Annotated in this window: 10 protein-coding genes; 5 read left to right on the forward strand and 5 right to left on the reverse strand. The window is 62.7% G+C overall.

Annotated features, from left to right (window positions below; all coding sequences use genetic code 11):
* Together RBB39_RS04120 and RBB39_RS04125 are read left to right on the forward strand one after the other, a co-directional pair.
* A partial coding sequence (locus tag RBB39_RS04120) for an Ig-like domain-containing protein (RefSeq protein ID WP_306168840.1) occupies positions 1-6,407 on the forward strand: 6,407 nt, incomplete at its 5' end.
* A gap of 123 nt (positions 6,408-6,530) precedes the next feature.
* The gene (locus tag RBB39_RS04125) at positions 6,531-6,860 is read left to right on the forward strand and encodes a hypothetical protein (RefSeq protein ID WP_045994806.1); all 330 of its coding nucleotides are present in this window, start codon (positions 6,531-6,533) and stop codon (positions 6,858-6,860) included.
* A gap of 103 nt (positions 6,861-6,963) precedes the next feature.
* Here RBB39_RS04125 and RBB39_RS04130 read toward each other — a convergent pair whose 3' ends face one another.
* Genes RBB39_RS04130 through RBB39_RS04150 form a run of 5 tightly spaced genes read right to left on the reverse strand, consistent with a single transcriptional unit; the run spans position 6,964 to position 12,949 of the window.
* Positions 6,964-8,892, reverse strand: coding sequence for a LapD/MoxY N-terminal periplasmic domain-containing protein (locus RBB39_RS04130; RefSeq protein ID WP_287164447.1), 1,929 nt, complete (start codon positions 8,890-8,892; stop codon positions 6,964-6,966).
* 33 nt (positions 8,893-8,925) lie between these two features.
* Positions 8,926-9,636 carry a transglutaminase-like cysteine peptidase gene (locus RBB39_RS04135; RefSeq protein WP_213230663.1) on the reverse strand — a complete coding sequence of 237 codons (711 nt, stop codon included), beginning with the start codon at positions 9,634-9,636 and terminating at the stop codon, positions 8,926-8,928.
* A gap of 24 nt (positions 9,637-9,660) precedes the next feature.
* Positions 9,661-10,836 (reverse strand): cation diffusion facilitator family transporter, encoded by a 1,176-nt coding sequence (locus RBB39_RS04140; RefSeq protein WP_108133790.1) that lies wholly within the window; start codon positions 10,834-10,836, stop codon positions 9,661-9,663.
* Complete coding sequence (locus tag RBB39_RS04145; RefSeq protein ID WP_045994810.1) at positions 10,833-12,002, reverse strand: 1-acyl-sn-glycerol-3-phosphate acyltransferase; 1,170 nt, start codon at positions 12,000-12,002, stop codon at positions 10,833-10,835. Before RBB39_RS04145 ends, RBB39_RS04140 begins: the two co-directional genes overlap by 4 nt.
* Positions 11,999-12,949 (reverse strand): recombination-associated protein RdgC, encoded by a 951-nt coding sequence (locus tag RBB39_RS04150; RefSeq protein ID WP_108133792.1) that lies wholly within the window; start codon positions 12,947-12,949, stop codon positions 11,999-12,001. The genes RBB39_RS04145 and RBB39_RS04150 overlap by 4 nt, the downstream gene beginning before the upstream one ends.
* A gap of 208 nt (positions 12,950-13,157) precedes the next feature.
* Here RBB39_RS04150 and RBB39_RS04155 point away from each other — a divergent pair, with 208 nt between their 5' ends.
* The 3 genes from RBB39_RS04155 (at position 13,158) to serC (ending at position 17,680) form a co-directional block, all read left to right on the forward strand.
* Positions 13,158-13,577 carry a thioesterase family protein gene (locus tag RBB39_RS04155; protein ID WP_108133793.1) on the forward strand — a complete coding sequence of 140 codons (420 nt, stop codon included), beginning with the start codon at positions 13,158-13,160 and terminating at the stop codon, positions 13,575-13,577.
* A gap of 142 nt (positions 13,578-13,719) precedes the next feature.
* Positions 13,720-16,473 carry a DNA gyrase subunit A gene (gyrA, locus tag RBB39_RS04160; protein ID WP_222569874.1) on the forward strand — a complete coding sequence of 918 codons (2,754 nt, stop codon included), beginning with the start codon at positions 13,720-13,722 and terminating at the stop codon, positions 16,471-16,473.
* Between the two features lie 103 nt (positions 16,474-16,576).
* Positions 16,577-17,680, forward strand: a complete 1,104-nt coding sequence (gene serC, locus RBB39_RS04165) for a 3-phosphoserine/phosphohydroxythreonine transaminase (protein ID WP_306168841.1) — start codon at positions 16,577-16,579, stop codon at positions 17,678-17,680.
* The last annotated feature ends 81 nt before the right edge of the window (positions 17,681-17,761 follow it).

Genomic DNA, 17,761 nt, shown 5'->3' on the forward strand with positions numbered 1-17,761 from the left:
CGAGTGTTTCGGTCACCGGCAGCGATCCGGCCAGCAGCAATGCGTCCGTTTCCCTGCAGGATGCCGACACCGAAGGCACCGCCTCGGATACCGATGTAGCCAGCCTGACCTTTACCGCCGGTAGCGACGCCATCACCTCGATCGGTTTTGGTGACACCGACGGTATTCAGGTCACCGGCCTGGATGGCGAGCTGATCTGGCGCACAAACAACGCCGGTGAGCTAGAAGGGCGCACCGAGGCCGGCGGTGACGCCGTCCTGACCCTGACGCTGAGTCCGGCGGTTGACGCGAATAACCCGATCGCTGCCGGCACTCAGCAGGTGGTCACCGTGACCGCGACCCTGGCCGAGAGCCTGGCCCACGCGGTCGACGCCGATAGCCTGTCGATCACGGGCATCAGTGTGGTCGGCACCGACACCGACGGTACCAGTACCGAAGCGGGTGTCTCGGTCAGCGTGGCCGACGATCAGCCGACCCTCGAGATTGCCGATACCGCCGAGACCGTGGTCGAAGGCGAGAGTGTAGACGGCACCTGGACCACCGACGCCGGTGCCGATGGCGCCACCGTCAGTGTGACAGCGGCAGGTGAAACCAAGCCGCTGGGCGACGGTGCTACCAATACCGTGACCTTCAATCTTGATGAAGGCACGCTAACCGTCACTGGCGACGGCAACTGGACCTTCGAGGCCAACGACAACCAGGTGCAGAACAGCACCGGCAATCCGTCGATCGACTTCACCATCACCACCGAAGACAGCGATGGCGATACCGCCACCGATAGCCATACCGTCACCATCACCGACGGCACCGGCCCGAGTGTCAGCATCAAGGAAGGCGACGATGATGCTACTACCGAGGCGCTGGATCTGACACTGCAGGACGCCGACACCGGAGTCTCTGCGGATCAGGACAGTGGCGTACTGACGTTTAACGCGGGTAGCGACAGCCTGGTGAACTTCGGCTTTGGCAATATCGGTGCTGATGACAGCGTCACCGGCATCAGCGTCCAGGGTCTGGCGGCTGGTGAGTCCTTGGTCTGGAGCGCAAACGACGAGGGTGAACTGGAGGCTCGACTCGCTGGCAGCGACGACCTGGTGCTGACCCTGAGCCTGCAGGCGCCGGCCTCGGTGGCGGCTCAGAACAGTGGTGATGTCAGTGTCACGGCCACGCTGAGTGACAGTCTGCCCCATGAGGTGGCAGCGACGCTGAAGAACTCACTGTCTATCGAGGGCGTGAGTGTGGTGGCGAGCCAGGCTGATGGGGATAGTGCGACGGCTACCGTCAAGGTTTCGGTGGTCGATGACGCGCCGGAGGCGGTGAATGATCAGCTCGATGGCGTGCAGTCTTCGCAGGTGATCAGCAAGGGTGCCGATGTTGGTCTGCTGGCCAATGACACCCAGGGCGCCGACGGCGCCACCGTGACCTTCGTCGACGAGTCTTCCCTGCAGGGTTCCCTGACGTGGAACGCCGATGGCAGCTTTGACTATACGGCCAAGGACAACGCCAGCTACACCGAGGTGGTCAACTACACCATCACCGACGCCGACGGTGATACCAGTCAGGCCACCCTGACCATCAATGTCGAAAACGGTACGCCGACGACCCAGCCGACCAACGTGCAGGTCAACGAGGCCGGGCTTGACGAGGGTTCCCAGTCGGCGACCAATTCAGAGCAAGTGAAAGGGCAATTGGTGGCGACCGATGCCCAGGGCGACGACTTGACCTTCAAGGCGGAGACCATCAAGGGCAGCTATGGCGAGATCGACATCCGCGCCGATGGTTCCTTCACCTACACCCTGACTAAACCGGTCAACTCGTCGGATAACCCCGTCGATGACGCCGAGAGCTTTGTCTATACGGTGACCGACAGCCACGGCAATTCTGCCACCGGCACCATTACCGTCGATGTCATCGATGACGTGCCTCAGGCCGTCAATGACACCCCCGCCGCGCTGCAGTCCGGTACCTCGTTGACCACCACAGCGGGCAATGGAATGCTGGCCAATGACGTCCAGGGTGCGGACGGGGCCACGGTCATCTCCGTCGATACCAGCGGGATGCGTGGTCAGCTCAGCTGGAACGCCGACGGCAGTTACACCTACACCGCCGACGCCAATGGCAGTTATGAAGAGGTGGTGCGCTACACCATCAGGGACGCCGACGGTGATACCAGCCAGGCCAACATCAAGTTTGTGGTGAATGACGGCTCGCCTACGGCCAATGCCACCGCGGCTACCGTCAGCGAGGCCGGGCTTGTCACGGGCAGCGATGCCGCCAGCAATAGCGAAGTGGCGGAAGGCCAGCTTCAGGCAAGCGATGCCCAGGGCGACGCACTGACGTTCACCGCCACGACCCTGCGCGGCAGCTACGGCACTCTGGTCATCGAGGAGAATGGGTCCTACACCTATACCCTCGATACCGCCGTGACCGGCGCCGAGGCGGATAACGGTCCGAACACCCTGAATGGCCAGGACGTGTTCAGCTATACCGTGACCGATGCCCACGGCAATAGCTCGACTGCCAGCATCAGCATCAATATTGTCGATGACGTGCCAACAGCGGTCGATGATGCGGTGAGCACCGCCGAGGACACTGAGGTCACCGTCGACGTACTGGCCAACGACGAGGGCGGAGCCGATGGCGCCACTCTGGTGTCGGCGAGCATGGCGTCGGGCTACGAGAGTGCTGGCAGGGTAACCATCGATAGCGACAGCGGTGAGGTGACCTTCACTCCGGCGGCGGGCTTCGAGGGCGCCGCGGTCATCGACTACACCATCGTCGATGCCGACGGCGACACCAGCAACGCCACCTTGACTGTCAATGTGGCGGCTGACTCCACGCCGGAGGCCGCCAATGGTGTCGCTCGCGTGGACGAAGATGGCCTGTCGGGTGGCAATGCCGGTGGCCCGGGTGATGCGGCTGGTGAGGCGACCGTCGTCACCGGGACACTTGGCTATTCCTTTGGCAACGATGGGGCGGCGAGCTCAAACGCCTTCAGCTGGAGTCTTGATGGTCTGCCCACGGTAACGGCCAGTGGCCAGGCGGTGTCCTACACGTTGAGCGACGACGGCCGCACGGTCACGGGGCGTGACGCCTCCAACGCACTGGTGTTGACCGTTGCCCTGACCGGGGTGGCGAACGGCGCCTACAAGGTGACACTGCACCAGCCGCTGGACCATGGTGAGCAGGGTACGGAGGACTCTCTGACGTTCAATGTCGGCTACACCATCGTCGATTCCGATGGCAGCCCGGCCAGTGGTCAGTTGCAGGTGCTAGTCAACGACGACAGCCCGGAGGCCTTCACGGCCGATTCTGTCGATCTAGCCGGCGGCCAGAGCGGACAGTTGAACTTTGCGGCTGTCTCCGGGGCCGATGGCGTCAAGGACGTGACCTTTGCCGACCAGCAGGGGCAGGCTGCGACGGATAGCGATGGCAATACGCTGTATTTCAATGGCGAGCCGCTGAGCTACCAGTTGTCTGGCGATGGCCACCAACTTGAGGCGGTGACCGCAGATGGCACCGTCGGCTTCAGCGTAACGCTGGACCCGGCAGGCGACAGCTACAGCATCGAGGTTGCCGCTGGCGAGGTCAGCACTACTCGAGTCGAGCGCGCCGATATTTCGGATCTGAGTCTCGATGGTGTCGTGCAGTACCACGGTATTAACTACCAGGACGATGAGGGTGACAACGACGTTCTCTACTCGACGCCCAATGGCGTTGGCATGGTGCCGCTGGACGGCACACTCGGCGTCTTCGGTGGTGCAAGTCCCGGTATCGAGCTTAACGAGGTCATCCGCATCAGCTTCCTCGACAGCCTGACCTTTTCCGGTACCGGAGAGCCAAGCTGGCAGGGGCATGAAGGGGTGTCCGAGGTAACCCAGACCATCCATGTGGAGGGTGTTGATGCCTCTGCCGTAGTGACGGTAGCTGCTTTCAACTACGCAAGTGATGTTCCGGGTTCTGGATCTCCCAGCCAGACGGTAGACAACGATATTCGTCTGACGGCCGATGATGTCCGCATTCTCGATCAGACCGGCACCGATGTTACCAACGCGGTATCCATCAGCGTCGACGGGGCAGGCCGCCTGATCCTGGATGGCATGAAGGATGGATGGTCGTTTGAACTCAGTCCGGATGGCGGGTTTGAGGGTATCGAGGTGGTGGGCGGTAGCAATACGCCCTTTACCCTGGGTGATATGGACTATCGTCTCGGTGACAGCAGCTCGGGCTTCGATGTTGAGCTTGCCTTGACCGGCACCGATGGTGATGGCGACAGCGTCGCGGGCTCCCTCGTTGTCTCGGGAGCGCCTCCGTCGCAGCTCTTTGTCGGTACCAACGACGGTGATACTCATACCGGGTCTTCCGGTGACGATGTGATCGTTGGTGACAAGGGCGGTATCTACACGGAGATAGAGCCGGCGACCAACTATAACGTCGCGATCATGCTGGATGTCTCCGGAAGCATGAAGTCAGGCAAGGTGGAGGACGGAAGCACGCGCATTTCGGTGGCCAAGGAGGCCATCGAAAGACTGATCAATCAGTTGGCCGAGTACGAAGGGGTTGTCAATATTGCGATCATTCCCTTTGCGTTTGATGCCGACCTGGAAGATGTCAACGATCTCGGACTGAACCCCAATGAGGTTCAGCAACTGATCGACTACGTCAATGATCTTAACGCCACTGGTGCCACCAATTACGAGGTGGCATTCGACGCCACACGTAGCTGGTTCCTCAATCAGGACAATGACTATGAGAATGTCAGCTACTTCGTGACCGATGGCAATCCTACCGTCTATGGGACAAGTACCAGTTCGGGAGGGACCACTAACCAAATAGACGTGACCCGTGCTCTGGAGGCCTACGAAGGTCTGTCCGATATCAGCCAGGTCAAGGCGATCGGCATTGGCAATGGCATCAATGAAGAGTTGTTGAGGCTGTTTGACAACACCAATGTGGTTGAGCAAAGCGACATCCCGGTGGTGTCCGGAGAGGTGGCACTCCAGTATCGCCTGGCGGACTTCGATAGCCCCGATGGCAAGGCGTCTCATCTTCTCGATGACGTCGAAGATTCCTGGACGTACTCCGGGGTCGCGACTGGTAATCTCAGCGAGGCGACTTCCGGCAGGGTGGACTATCTTCGTCTGGAAACGGGGAGCGTACCTGGCGAAGCAGTGGCAACGAGCGATAGTTTTGTCCTCGATGGATTCAGCAACTACGCCCAGATTCAGTTTGTCTATGCCAACTCCACCTACCGTGCCGGTGAGAGTGCGCGCTTTACGCTGCAGCGTCTTGATGGCTCCGGCGACTGGGTCGATGTGGAAACAGAAACGCTTGCCTCAAGCACATCTAACTGGGCGCTGGAAGGGACTTCCTTGCTCAAGGAGGCCGGGACTTACCGCCTCGAGTTTGGCGTGACCAATGCTGATGTCTCCAATACTGCACTCGCTATTTCCGACATTTACGTCAACCTTGGAACCAGCGAGGCCAAGAAGGGCGAAGTCAATATCGTCAATTCGGCCGATGAGCTGAACGCGGTGCTGGATGGCAGTGATACCTTTACCGGTCTCCAGACGCTGGGAAGTGACACCATCGACGGGACTTCTCGTGATGACCTGATATTCGGAGATACCGTCAATAGTGACCATTTGAGCTGGGTCAATGGCGATACCGGTGAGCGCTTCGACGCCGGTGAGCATGACGGTCTTGGCTACCAGGGCCTCTACGAGTTCCTGACATGGGGGACTTCGGATGTGCGCCTGCAGGATGACGGCAGCCTGGCTGAAACCGGTGAGCCGCCTATTGCCGGAAAGCCTTCGGGTGAGGCGCCTGGCAAGGATGAGGTGCTGAACTATATTCGTGATCATTATCGCGAACTCCTGGACACCGAGCGCAAGGATGGCGGCGCCGACACCCTCAAGGGCGGTGACGGTGACGACACCCTGATCGGCGGCGGTGGTAGCGACACGCTATATGGTGAGGAAGGCGATGACCTGCTGCTCGGTGGTGCCGGCGACGACACCCTGGCCGGAGGACTCGGTGCGGATACCTTCGCCTGGGTGCTGGGTGATGAGGGAGTGGTCGGAGATCCCGCCGACGACGTCATCACCGACTTCCACGTCGCGCCTGCCGGTGTCGACGCCAGCCAGGACCCAGAGGCCGATGTGCTGGATCTCAGCGAGTTGCTGCAAGGCTACGACAAGGACGACGACCAGCAGTCACTGAATGACTATATCCACGCCGAACAGGAAGGGGATGATATTGTGCTGTACGTCAAGAGTGACGGAAATCTGGCGGACGACAATGGCAACGCTGATCAGGTCATTACCCTGGAAGGCGTGGCCAACGCGGCCCCAAGCCCCGATGATTTCCTGACGCAGTTGCTCAACCAGGGCCAGCTGGATGTGTAGGCAAGCGCTCGGTCCAGACGTATAGCGCGAAACGGGCAAGGCCCTCGGCGGTAAACGCCGAGGGCTACTGATCAAGGGAAACTTGATATATGCTCGACCAACAAAGATTGCGGAGAACGTGACATGTACGTCCAGCGTGACGGGGAAGGAAAGCTTGTCTGTGTCAGCCGGGAGCCTACAGCGACCTGCGACGAATTCATGGCGCCGGATGATCAGGAGCTGTTGTTCTTCCTGTCAGACGGTAACGAGCGCAACGAACAGTCCCAGTTCCATGCCTCCGACCTGGCCTTTGTGCGGGTGCTCGAGGACGTGCTTGATCTGCTGATGGACAAGGGCGTGATCAGCTTCACCGATCTGCCTGACGCGGCCCGCCGCAAGATCATGGACCGCCAGTCATTGCGTCGTCGCTACAATGATGTGGATCTGGTAGGGGACGACGACCCCCTCATCTAAGCGCTGAGCATCTGCACCTCTCAAGTCGCATGCGTCGACTTGGGCAAGACAAAGGGCCACCTTCGGGTGGCCCTTTGTTGTGTACCCCTCATGTCATCGACGCTCACGAGTGCCTGTCGGTTTCCATCCTGGCGGACACAGCAGGGCCGGTGACACCGTCCAGGCCCAGCTCGAACAGGGTGTCGATATCGCGATCCTCGTCGATGCCCTCGGCGATGGCCTGGATCGCCAGCGAATGGCACAGGGTCGCCATGCCCCTGAGAATGGTCTGCTGCTCCGGCCGCTCCGACACGCCACGACACAGGGTGGCGTCGATCTTGATGTAGGACAGCCCAAGATCCTGCAGATCTCCCAGCTGGCGGAAGGCCGCACCGACGTGTTCCATGCCCAGATGACAGCCGAAGGGGGCCAGCGACTGACACAGATATCGGAAGCTCTCGAGATCGCTTCGGGCGATCGACTCCGGCACCTCGATCCACAGGAAGGGGGCCGAGTCCGGGCGGGCGCTGAGGCGTTGTTGCAGGGCGATCACGACATTCGGCTGGGTAATCGCTGCATGGGACAGGTTGATGCCCAGCGGCTGCCGGTGGTGATGGATGGTGTCGAGGGCGGCATCGATCACCTTGATATCCAGGCTGTCGTGGAGGCGCAGACGGGCGATCCAGGGCATGAAGACACCCGCCTGACGCCATTCGCCCTTGATGTTTAGCCGTGCAGGGGCCTCGTGATGCAGCAACTGTCCGCGCCGATCCAGCACCGGATACTGCCCCAGCAGCACGCCGTGCTCCATCGCCTCGACCAGCGATGAGCGCCACTCGGCGCGGCTACGGTAGAGCGTCTCCTGTTCCACGTTGTGGCAGGACTCGATCGCCTGTCCAGGACGGCTCTCGGCCAGCGACAGGGCGCCATCCAGTGCGGCCATCAGGGTGGTGCGCTCCTGGCCGTGGTGGTAGACCGCCAGGGCAGCGGGGAGCCGCAGTACCGGAGCGTTCTGTGCGGCCAGGGTCGACAGATTGTCGTCCAGCCGTTCGCGGGCCCAGCTTTCGTCGACGTTGCCGCACAGCATCAGGGCGAAGTCACTGCCGTTGAGGCGACCCACATAGCCTTCGCCATGGGCCTCGGCGATGGCGGTCAGGCGTTGGCAAAGGTCGCTGAGCACGCCGTTGGTGTGCAAGTGGCCGCGGCGTTCGTTGAGCGCGGCCAGGTCGGTGGCGCGGATCATCGCCACCACGCCGTAGCTGGATTCACCCTGTTGCTCGAGGCTGTAGTTGAGGCGGTCGATAAAGGCTTCCCGGGTCAAGGCCCCGGTCACCGTGTCATGCAGCAACTGGCGGCGAAGCCGGTCGATCTGCTCGCTCTCGCGCTGGAGCATCTCGCGCACGCTTTCCGACAGCCGGTTCATGGCGTCGGATACTTCGCGCAGTTCCAGTGTGCGGGGCAGCGGGGCGACGGTGAAGCGACGCTGGCCGATATCGTTGGCCTGGCGCGTCAGGGTCTTCAGCGGGGTGCGGATCTGGCGCACCAGCAGGTAGGCAATCAGCAGGCTGAGGGCACCTGCTGCCACGAACCAGGCGGCCATGCGCAGGGTGCTCTGCCACAGCGACTGGTAGGCGAAGCCATGTGCGCTTTCGAGTTGCAAGGTGCCAAGCTGCTGCCAGCCATCCTGGATGACCGCAGTGCCGGCGGGGACCTCGAAGGCGACCAGCTCACGGAACCATCCCGGCACGCCGGTATCCTCGGGGGCTGAAGAGACGCGACGAATGATCGGTCTGTCCTGGGTGTCCAGCAGCTGGATCTTGCGGTAGTGGCCGGTGTCGAACTGCGCCGAGATCAAAAGCTCCAGCGTCACTTCATCCTTGTCAGGCATCTGGCTCATGCTCAGCGCCAGGGCATTGGCGTTGTCCGCGTTCTTGATCAGTATTTCCTGTTCGATGTAGGCGCGGCTGCCCGATACGGCCACCACCAGGCTGCCGATCAGGGCAATCAGCAGGATGGCAATGATGGCGAGCCAGAGTTGTTTGATCAACGACATGGCGGCGTCTCTAGATGAAGGATTGGCATGATGTCACTGGATTCCCTGTTGGCGCATGCGATCCAGCGCGTTTCGCCAGCGCGACAGGCGCGCCAGAGGATCCGCCCGCGATTGGGTGGTGCCACCCGCCCACAGGCCACTGCTGTTGAAGCTGAATAGCGGGTCCAGATCGGTGCGCAGGCTGGCACGGGAAATGCCGGCGGCAATGTTGTCGAGAATCAGGGGCTCGGCGCCTGGCGTCTCGTAGTAGCCGAGCACCATATGGGCCTGGGTGATCTGGCTACGTCCCAGTCGAGCACGCACATAGATCATGCGCAACTTGCTGATGGGAATGCCGAGCTCCTTGAGGGTCACGTACTTGGCGATGGAGTAGTCCTCGCAGTCGCCTGCGCCGCGTCCCAGCGATTCGATGGGAGTAGCCCAGTAGTCGCTCTGGCGCCAGATGGTGCGATCCTCGAGCCACTGCATCTTGCGATTGAAGAAGTCGTTGACGTCGCGCAGCTGAGTACGAAGGTCGGCGCCTCTCAGGCGATCGATCAGGTTGAGCCATTCGTCCAGGGCTCTTACCCCCTGACTGCCGTACTCGGCGCTCATGGCCGCGCGCATCCGCGCATGGTCGAGCGTCGCGTCCACCGGTGCGGGTGCCAGCGCCAGGAAGGCGCCCAACAGGCTCGCAGACCCCCAGGCGAGCCAGGAAGGGGGGCGGCGGCGAGACGGGCGAGACAAGACGGCATCTGGGCTCATGGCGAGTTCCAAGCCGGGCGGAGGTCAGGCCTTGCCGGGCCCTTGCCACAGCTTCAGTTGGCCTACCCAGGGCAGGGTGTCGAGGTCTCGGCACAATTGATGAGCCAAGTCATCGAGATCCCCATGATGGATATCAGAGTCAACGTACAACGAAATGTCGATGCGGTCATCCAAATAGTGCAGATTCAGCGCCGTACGGTGTTGCCAGGCACGCTGATGCGACCAGCGTTCATCCAGCAGTTGCTCGATCTCCTCGCGCAGCGGCAAGCCCGGGCGCAGGCTGTGTTCGGTCTGTCCTTCGTCGTCCTCGGGGTCGATGTGGAAGGTGACATCCTTCAGGCGGGTGTGCGCTTCGCGTAGTTGTCGACTGACCGCATTACCGATCTCGTGGGCTTCGGACACCGTGACCCTGGGAGCGACCACGATATGCAGATCGAGCACGACGTCGCTTCCGAGCTGGCGGGTGCGCAGATCGTGCACGCTCTTGACGCCCGGGACCGACTCCGCCAGTCGGCGCATCGCACGCTGCTCTTCGACCGGCAGGGCGGTGTCGATCAGCTCCCGCGAAGACTGCCACATCAGCCGTCCGCCGACCCAACCCACCATCAGACCGACCACGATGGCGGCCACCGCGTCCATCCAGCCGACGCCGAACTGCCCCGCCACCAGGCCGACCAGCACCACCAGGGTGGACATGGCATCGGTACGCGAGTGCCAGGCGTTGGCCTCGAGCAGCGGTGAGTCGAAGCGGCGGGCGGCGCGCAAGGTGTAGTGGTAGATCGCCTCTTTGGCCAGCAGCGAGACCACGGCCACGGCGATGGCAACGAGGCCGGGTGCGGCGCTCGAAGACCGATCGAGCAGGCGCTCGACACTCGACCAGGCGATGGCACCAGCGACGAAGATCAGCACACTGCCGAGCCACAGTGTCGCCAGGGTCTCGATTCGGCCGTGGCCGTAGGGATGGTCGCGGTCGGGTTCCTGGCGGCCGTAGTGGGTGGCCGCCAGCACGAAGGCGTCGGTGACGATATCCGAAAAGGAGTGGATGCCGTCGGCAATCAGGGCAGCCGACCCGACGATCACACCGGTCACCAGTTTGAGCACGCCGACGACAAGGTCCACGCCGGCGCCGATCAGGGTGACGCCCTGGGCCGTCCAGGCAAAGGCGTGTCTGGAGCGCCCCGGCTGGCTTTTCTGGCTCACGACGAAGGCTCGCTCCGCGCGCAGTTGATGACAGGGTTGGCGTACTGGGCCAGCCACCAGGATCTGAGGTCTTCCGGGACTTCGGAAAGCCGTTGCGCGAACCGATCGCGGTCGGCCTCTGACACCTCGGACAGGTCTACCAGCTCAGGATGGCTGCCCAGGGCCTCCAGCGCCAGATGGTGGCTGGGAAAGAGGTGATAGCCGCTCAGCACCTGGCGGTCGATCTCGGCAGCGACCGCTTCCGGCGTATCGAAGCTGCGATCGATCGGCGTGCCGAAGCGCAGATGAACACGCCCCTTGTGGCCGGTGATGCCGGCGACGATGGAGCTGATGTCCTCGAACTCGCTCTTGTTGTAGCTGCCGTCTTCACTGACGGCTTTCAGCTCCCTGGCCTTCTGCACGTCGCAGGGATCGTACTCGTAGCTGATCGATACCGGTACCAGGCGCAGGGCTTCAATGCCTTCCCCGAGCGGCGCATGACGGTTGTCGGCACGGTGGGCCATGGTCATCATCTTGATGATCGCGGGGTCGGTACGATCGATGCCGTCCTTGGCCCGGCCTTCGCGCTGGGCCATCCAGATCGAGTGATTGTCGTCCTGAATGGAGTGGCGGATGTAGCTCGACAGCTTGTGGTAGGCCTGCAGCATGGCGCGCTTGCCGCGAGCACTGCGCGGCACGATGAAGCTCTTGTTGAGCCGCATCAGATCGGTGACGTAGGGCTTCTTGAGCAGGTTGTCACCGATGGCAATGCGCACGGTGTTGCGGCCGGCGAGGTACAGCGCATAGTTGACGAAGGCCGGATCCAGCGAGATATCGCGATGGTTGCCGATAAACAGGTAGGCGGTATCGGGGTCCAGACGATCGAGGCCGTCGACGCGAAAGTCGTCGGTGGAGGTCTTCAGCATGCGCTGCATGTAGGCCGCGATGCGTTGCTGAAACGCCGTCACGCTGGTGACGTCGCGGGTCTCGCGCTTGATCGCCCAGCTGGCCAGCGTGCGTGACAGGCGGGGCATCATGCGGGAAAGGCGCGGCAGCCGGTAGCGGGTCAGGGCGCTCAACAGCTCCGGGTCCTCTGCCAGGCGAGTCAGGGTCGTCGCCACCTCGTCGTCCTGATAGGGGCGAATATCGTGCCAGGGATCCTGCGGGGCATCGGATGTCGAAGTCATGGTGTCGTCGCAGTGAGGTCAGTAGCCGAAACAGAAGAACTCTGGGCTTCGCCGCCCAGCCAGTCGATCAGGCGGTCGACGCTTTCACCCAGGGTCTGGGCCATCAGAATGAAGTCGGTTTCCATGCGCAGCACGGCATCGTCGCCGTCATCTGCCTGGTTGGCTTCGTCGATCAGGGCGTCATCGAAGGCCAGTGACTTGACCGCCAGGTCGTCGTGGAGCACGAAACGCAGGCGCCCCTCCATGCCCAGCGCCAGCTTGCTGGCCTGTCGGCCGCTTTCGAGCAGTTGCTGAATGTCGTCGCCGTCGAGGTCCACCTGACGTGCCTTGAGCACGCCGTCGTCGCCCTTGGCCTTGAGTTCGACCTGGTCGCCGAGCAGCATGTCGGCGGGGCGCGAGGAGGCGTCGTTGAGCCAGGTGGTCATGGCGCGAATCGGCAGTGTCTGGGCCGAGAGCGGCGTTACCTTGAGGCTTCCCAGGGACTCGCGCAACAGATCCAGCAGCTCTTCGGCGCGCTTTCGGCTGGAGCTGTTGACGGCGATCAAGTTTCGCCGGGTATCCCACCAGAGGTCAGTCTTCTGGCTGCGTACGAAGGCCCTGGGCAACAGTTCCTCGTAGACCTGCTCCTTGATTGCCTGCTTTTCCTGGCGGCGTAGCTTGCGGCTTTCCTGGGTCTCGATGACCTCGACGCGCTCGTCGACTTCTTCGCGGACCACCGAAGCGGGCAGGATGCGCTCCTGGCGCAGGGCGGTCATCAGGCGCTGGCCCTGCAGCTCGTGGAGATAGCGATCGCTACCCCGTCCGGCAGGCGTCGTCCAGCCGATGCGGCGGGCTTCGGTGCCACCGAGCGGGCGGAAAGCCTGTTCGGCGAGGGCCGTCTCCAGCTGCTCGCTGTCCAGGGTGCTGGCGTCGTGCAGACGGTAGAGGTGCAAGTGCTTGAACCACATGGAGCAATTCTCGGGTCAAAAAGGAGGCACATTATGGCGAATGGTCCCTTCGGGTGCCAGTTGCCAGCCATCGCAATGGTCGATTGAACAGGGTTGCGGCAAGCCTAGCAGGCTGCGTCGCCCGCGCCCGTCCCTCTTTGGTGACAGTGTTGCCACTTTGCCTGCTCGAGGTCAGAATCAAACAGTAGTTTAAATGAGGAGCAATGATATGGAAGACGCTATCAGCACCACTTCGCTGAAGGTTCGTGGCTACCACCTGGACGGTTATGGCCACGTCAATCACGCCCGTTACCTGGAGTTCATGGAGGAAGGGCGCTGGGACTATTTCGACAAGCATCCGGCGCTGATGTCTCGCCTGGGAAAGGGAGATGTCGCTTTCGTCGCGGTCAATCTCAATATCGACTATCGCCAGGCGGCGGTGGCCGGTGACGAGCTGGACATTTCCACCCGTCTGTCGGCCCTGGGCGGGCGCAGCGCCAAGATGCGCCACGAGATCCTGCGCCGCCGCGATGGAGCTCTGGTGGCTCGCGCCGAGTTGACCTTCGTGCTGCTGGACGTGGCCAGCAACAGTGCGGTGGCGATCGAGGGTGAGCTGCGTGATGCCCTGGCGCCGCTGGTGGTGTCATGACGGCAGCGGTCAAGGCGCCGCACACAACGACAGACGCTGCGCGGAAGGCCCCAAGGGTGGTATGCTAGGTCGCTGTATTTGTGCGCCTTGTCACGGCTGCGTGACGCGCCTACCTGTTGCTGTGCAAAGGACTTGACGACCCATGGGTGACATCGCCAGAGAGATTCTGCCAGTCAATATCGAGGACGAGCTGAAGCAGTCGTACCTCGATTACGCGATGAGCGTGATCATCGGCCGAGCGCTGCCGGACGTGCGCGATGGCCTGAAGCCGGTTCATCGGCGTGTGCTGTTTGCGATGCACGAGCTGGGTAACGACTGGAACAAGCCATACAAGAAGTCCGCCCGTGTGGTGGGTGACGTGATCGGTAAGTACCACCCCCACGGCGACAGTGCGGTGTACGACACCATCGTGCGTATGGCCCAGGACTTCTCGATGCGCCACGTGCTGGTCGATGGCCAGGGCAACTTCGGCTCCATCGACGGCGACAACGCCGCCGCCATGCGTTACACCGAGGTGCGCATGGCGCGCCTGGCCCACGAGCTGCTGGCCGATCTCGAGAAGGATACTGTCGACTGGGTCGACAACTACGACGGTACCGAGCGGATCCCCGACGTGCTGCCGACCAAGGTGCCGAACCTGCTGGTCAACGGCTCCTCGGGCATCGCCGTGGGCATGGCGACCAATATCCCGCCCCACAACATGAACGAGATCATCAACGCCTGCCTGGCGCTGGTCGACGACTACACCCTGAGCGTCGATGATCTGATGGAGCATGTGCCGGGGCCCGACTTCCCCACCGGCGGTATCATCAACGGCCGCGCGGGCATTCTCGAGGCCTATCGTACCGGCCGCGGGCGCATCTATATTCGCGCCAAGCACACCATCGAACACGACGACAAGTCCGGCCGTGACCACATCATCGTCACCGAGCTGCCTTACCAGGTGAACAAGGCGCGGCTGATCGAGAAGATCGCCGAGCTGGTCAAGGACAAGAAGATCGAGGGAATCGCCGAGCTGCGCGACGAGTCCGACAAGGACGGTCTGCGGGTGGTGATCGAGGTCAAGCGCGGCGAGAGCGGCGAGGTGGTGGTGAACAACCTGTTCGCCCAGACCCAGCTGCAGAATGTCTTCGGCATCAATATGGTGGCGCTGGAAGACGGCGAACCGAAGACCATGAACCTCAAGCAGGTGCTCGAGGCCTTCATTCGCCACCGTCGCGAGGTGGTCACCCGGCGCACCCTGTTCGAGCTGAAGAAGGCGCGTGAGCGCGGCCACATCCTCGAAGGCCTGGCGGTGGCGATCTCCAACATCGACGAGGTGATCGAACTGATCAAGGCCTCGCCGAATGCTGCCGAAGCCAAGGAAAAGCTGTTGGCCAAGTCCTGGCAGCCCGGTCAGGTCACCGGCATGCTGGAGCGCGCCGGCGCCACCTCGTGCAAGCCCGAAGACCTGGAAGAAGGCTTTGGTCTGGACCAGGCCGGAGGCGAGTACCGTCTGTCGCCGGCCCAGGCCCAGGCCATCCTCGAGCTGCGCCTGCACCGCTTGACCGGCCTCGAGACCGAGAAGCTGCTCGACGAGTATCTGTCGATCCTCGAGAAGATCGCTGAGCTGATGGCCATCCTGGCCTCCGCCGATCGCTTGCTCGAGGTGATTCGCGAAGAGCTGATCGCGGTGCGCGATCAGTTCGCCGACGAGCGTCGTACCGACATTCAGGCAAGCCACCTGGACCTGTCCATCGAGGACCTGATCGCCGAGGAAGACATGGTGGTCACGGTGTCCCGCTCGGGTTACGCCAAGACCCAGCCGTTGTCGGACTATCAGGCCCAGCGTCGTGGTGGTCGTGGCAAGTCGGCCACCGCGATGAAGGATGAGGATGTCATCGAGCACCTGTTGGTGGCCTCGACCCACGACACCGTGCTGCTGTTCTCCAATCGCGGCAAGGTCTACTGGCTCAAGGTCTACGAGATGCCTGCGGCCAGTCGCGGGTCCCGTGGCAAGCCGCTGGTCAACCTGCTGCCGCTGGAAGAAGGCGAGTCGATCAACGCCATCATGCCGGTCAAGGACTATGATCCGGACTGCTATATCTTCTTTGCCACCGCCCGGGGCACGGTCAAGCGCACCAGCCTCGAGCAGTTCTCGCGTCCGCGCAGCGTTGGCCTGATCGCCATCGACCTGGAGGAGGGCGATCGCCTGGTGGGCGCCGCCATTACTTCCGGCAGCGACCACGCCATGCTGCTGTCGTCCAACGGCAAGGCGATCCGCTTCGAGGAGTCCCAGGTCCGTGCCATGGGCCGTACCGCGCGCGGTGTGCGCGGCATGCGGCTGCTCGATGGCGCCGAGGTGATCAGCCTGATCATCCCGCAGAGCCTCGAGATCGATGCCGACGCCGAGGGCGGTGAGCGTGGCGAGGCCGGTGATGTCGACGCCAGCGGTGACGACGGCCAGATCTACATCCTCACCGGCAGCGAAAACGGCTACGGCAAGCGTACCCGTCTCGAGGAGTTCCCGCTGCGCGGTCGTGGCGGCCAGGGCGTGATCGCGATGCAGACCAGCGCCCGCAATGGCGCCATGGTGGCGGCGATGCAGGTCTGTTCCAGCGACGAGATGATGCTGATCACCGATCGCGGCACCCTGGTGCGCACCCGGGTCGAGGAAGTCTCGATCAGTTCGCGCAACACCCAGGGCGTCACCCTGATCCGCCTCGGCGAGGCCGAGGCGCTGGTCAAGACCGTGCGTATCCAGGAGCTTGAAGGCGACGACGAGCTCGATGCCGAGGGCGAAGAAGGTAGTGAGGACGCCGTCGAGAACTCGGCAGATGACGCCGCCGAGGGTGGCAGCGCCGAACCGGGCGACGACAGCGCGGCCGACGACAGCAACACCGACAATAACGACTGATCCGGGGTGCCACGGTGTCCGCGATGGACGCCGTGGCCCACCTATATAGTGACTGGCGGGCGTCGCCGGACGCCTGCCCTTGACGATCAATCGCCAGGACACCATGACACGCCACTACAATTTCTGCGCGGGGCCCGCCGCGCTGCCTACCGCAGTACTCGAACGTGCCCAGCGCGAGATGCTGGACTATCAGGGCCGTGGGCTCTCGGTGATGGAGATGAGCCACCGCTCCAGCGAGTACGTGGCCATCGCCGAGCGCGCCGAGGCCGACCTGCGTGAACTGCTCGCAGTGCCCGACAACTATCGGGTGCTGTTCACCCAGGGTGGTGCCACCCAGCAGTTTGCCGCGGTGCCCATGAACCTGCTTGGCCGCGGCGGCCGGGCCAACTTCATCGAGACCGGTATCTGGGGCAACAAGGCGATCAAGGAGGCGCGGCATCTATTCGGCAGCGCCCACATTGCCGCCTCAAGCGCCGAGAATGGCCATGTCGAAGCACCGCAGCAGGCTGATATCGCGCTGTCCGACGACGCCGCCTATCTCCACGTGACCCCCAACGAGACCATCGGTGGTCTGGCACTGGACTTTGTGCCCGTGGCGCGGCGCGGCGACGGGGTCGAGGTGCCGCTGGTGGCGGATCTTTCCTCGACCATCCTGTCTGAGCCGCTGGACGTCTCGCGCTTCGGTGTGATCTACGCTGGCGCCCAGAAGAACATCGGGCCGGCCGGTCTGGTGCTGGTGATCGTGCGTGATGATCTGCTCGACCAGGCGGTGAGCGAGATGCCGTCATTGTTCAGTTATCGTCAGTTGGCCGAGGCAGGATCGATGATCAACACGCCGGCTACCTACAGCTGGTACCTGGCGGGCCTGGTGTTCGACTGGCTCAAGTGCGACGTCGGGGGTCTCGAGGCGATGGCCGAGATCAATGACCGCAAGGCGGCCAAGCTCTACGAGGCCATCGACCGCAGCGACTTCTATTCCAACCCCATCGCGGTGCGTAATCGTTCGAAGATGAACGTGCCCTTCGTGCTGGCCGACAGCGCCCTGGATAAGGCCTTCCTGGAAGAGGCGGAAGCGGCGGGGCTTTTGAATCTCAAGGGCCATCGCAGCGTCGGAGGTATGCGCGCAAGCCTCTATAACGCGGTGCCTGAGGCCGCGGTGGACGCCCTGGTGGCGTTCATGGGCGATTTCGAGAAGCGGCGCGGCTGAGGTTCGTGCGAGAGCTGGCGCACCCAGTAAAGAGGTGGCGGGGCCAGGTTTCGCCAGCCATGCGTCAACGCCCGGTCACGG

This window comes from Halomonas sp. MMSF_3323 (genome assembly GCF_030733595.1).
Classification (GTDB): domain Bacteria; phylum Pseudomonadota; class Gammaproteobacteria; order Pseudomonadales; family Halomonadaceae; genus Halomonas; species Halomonas litopenaei.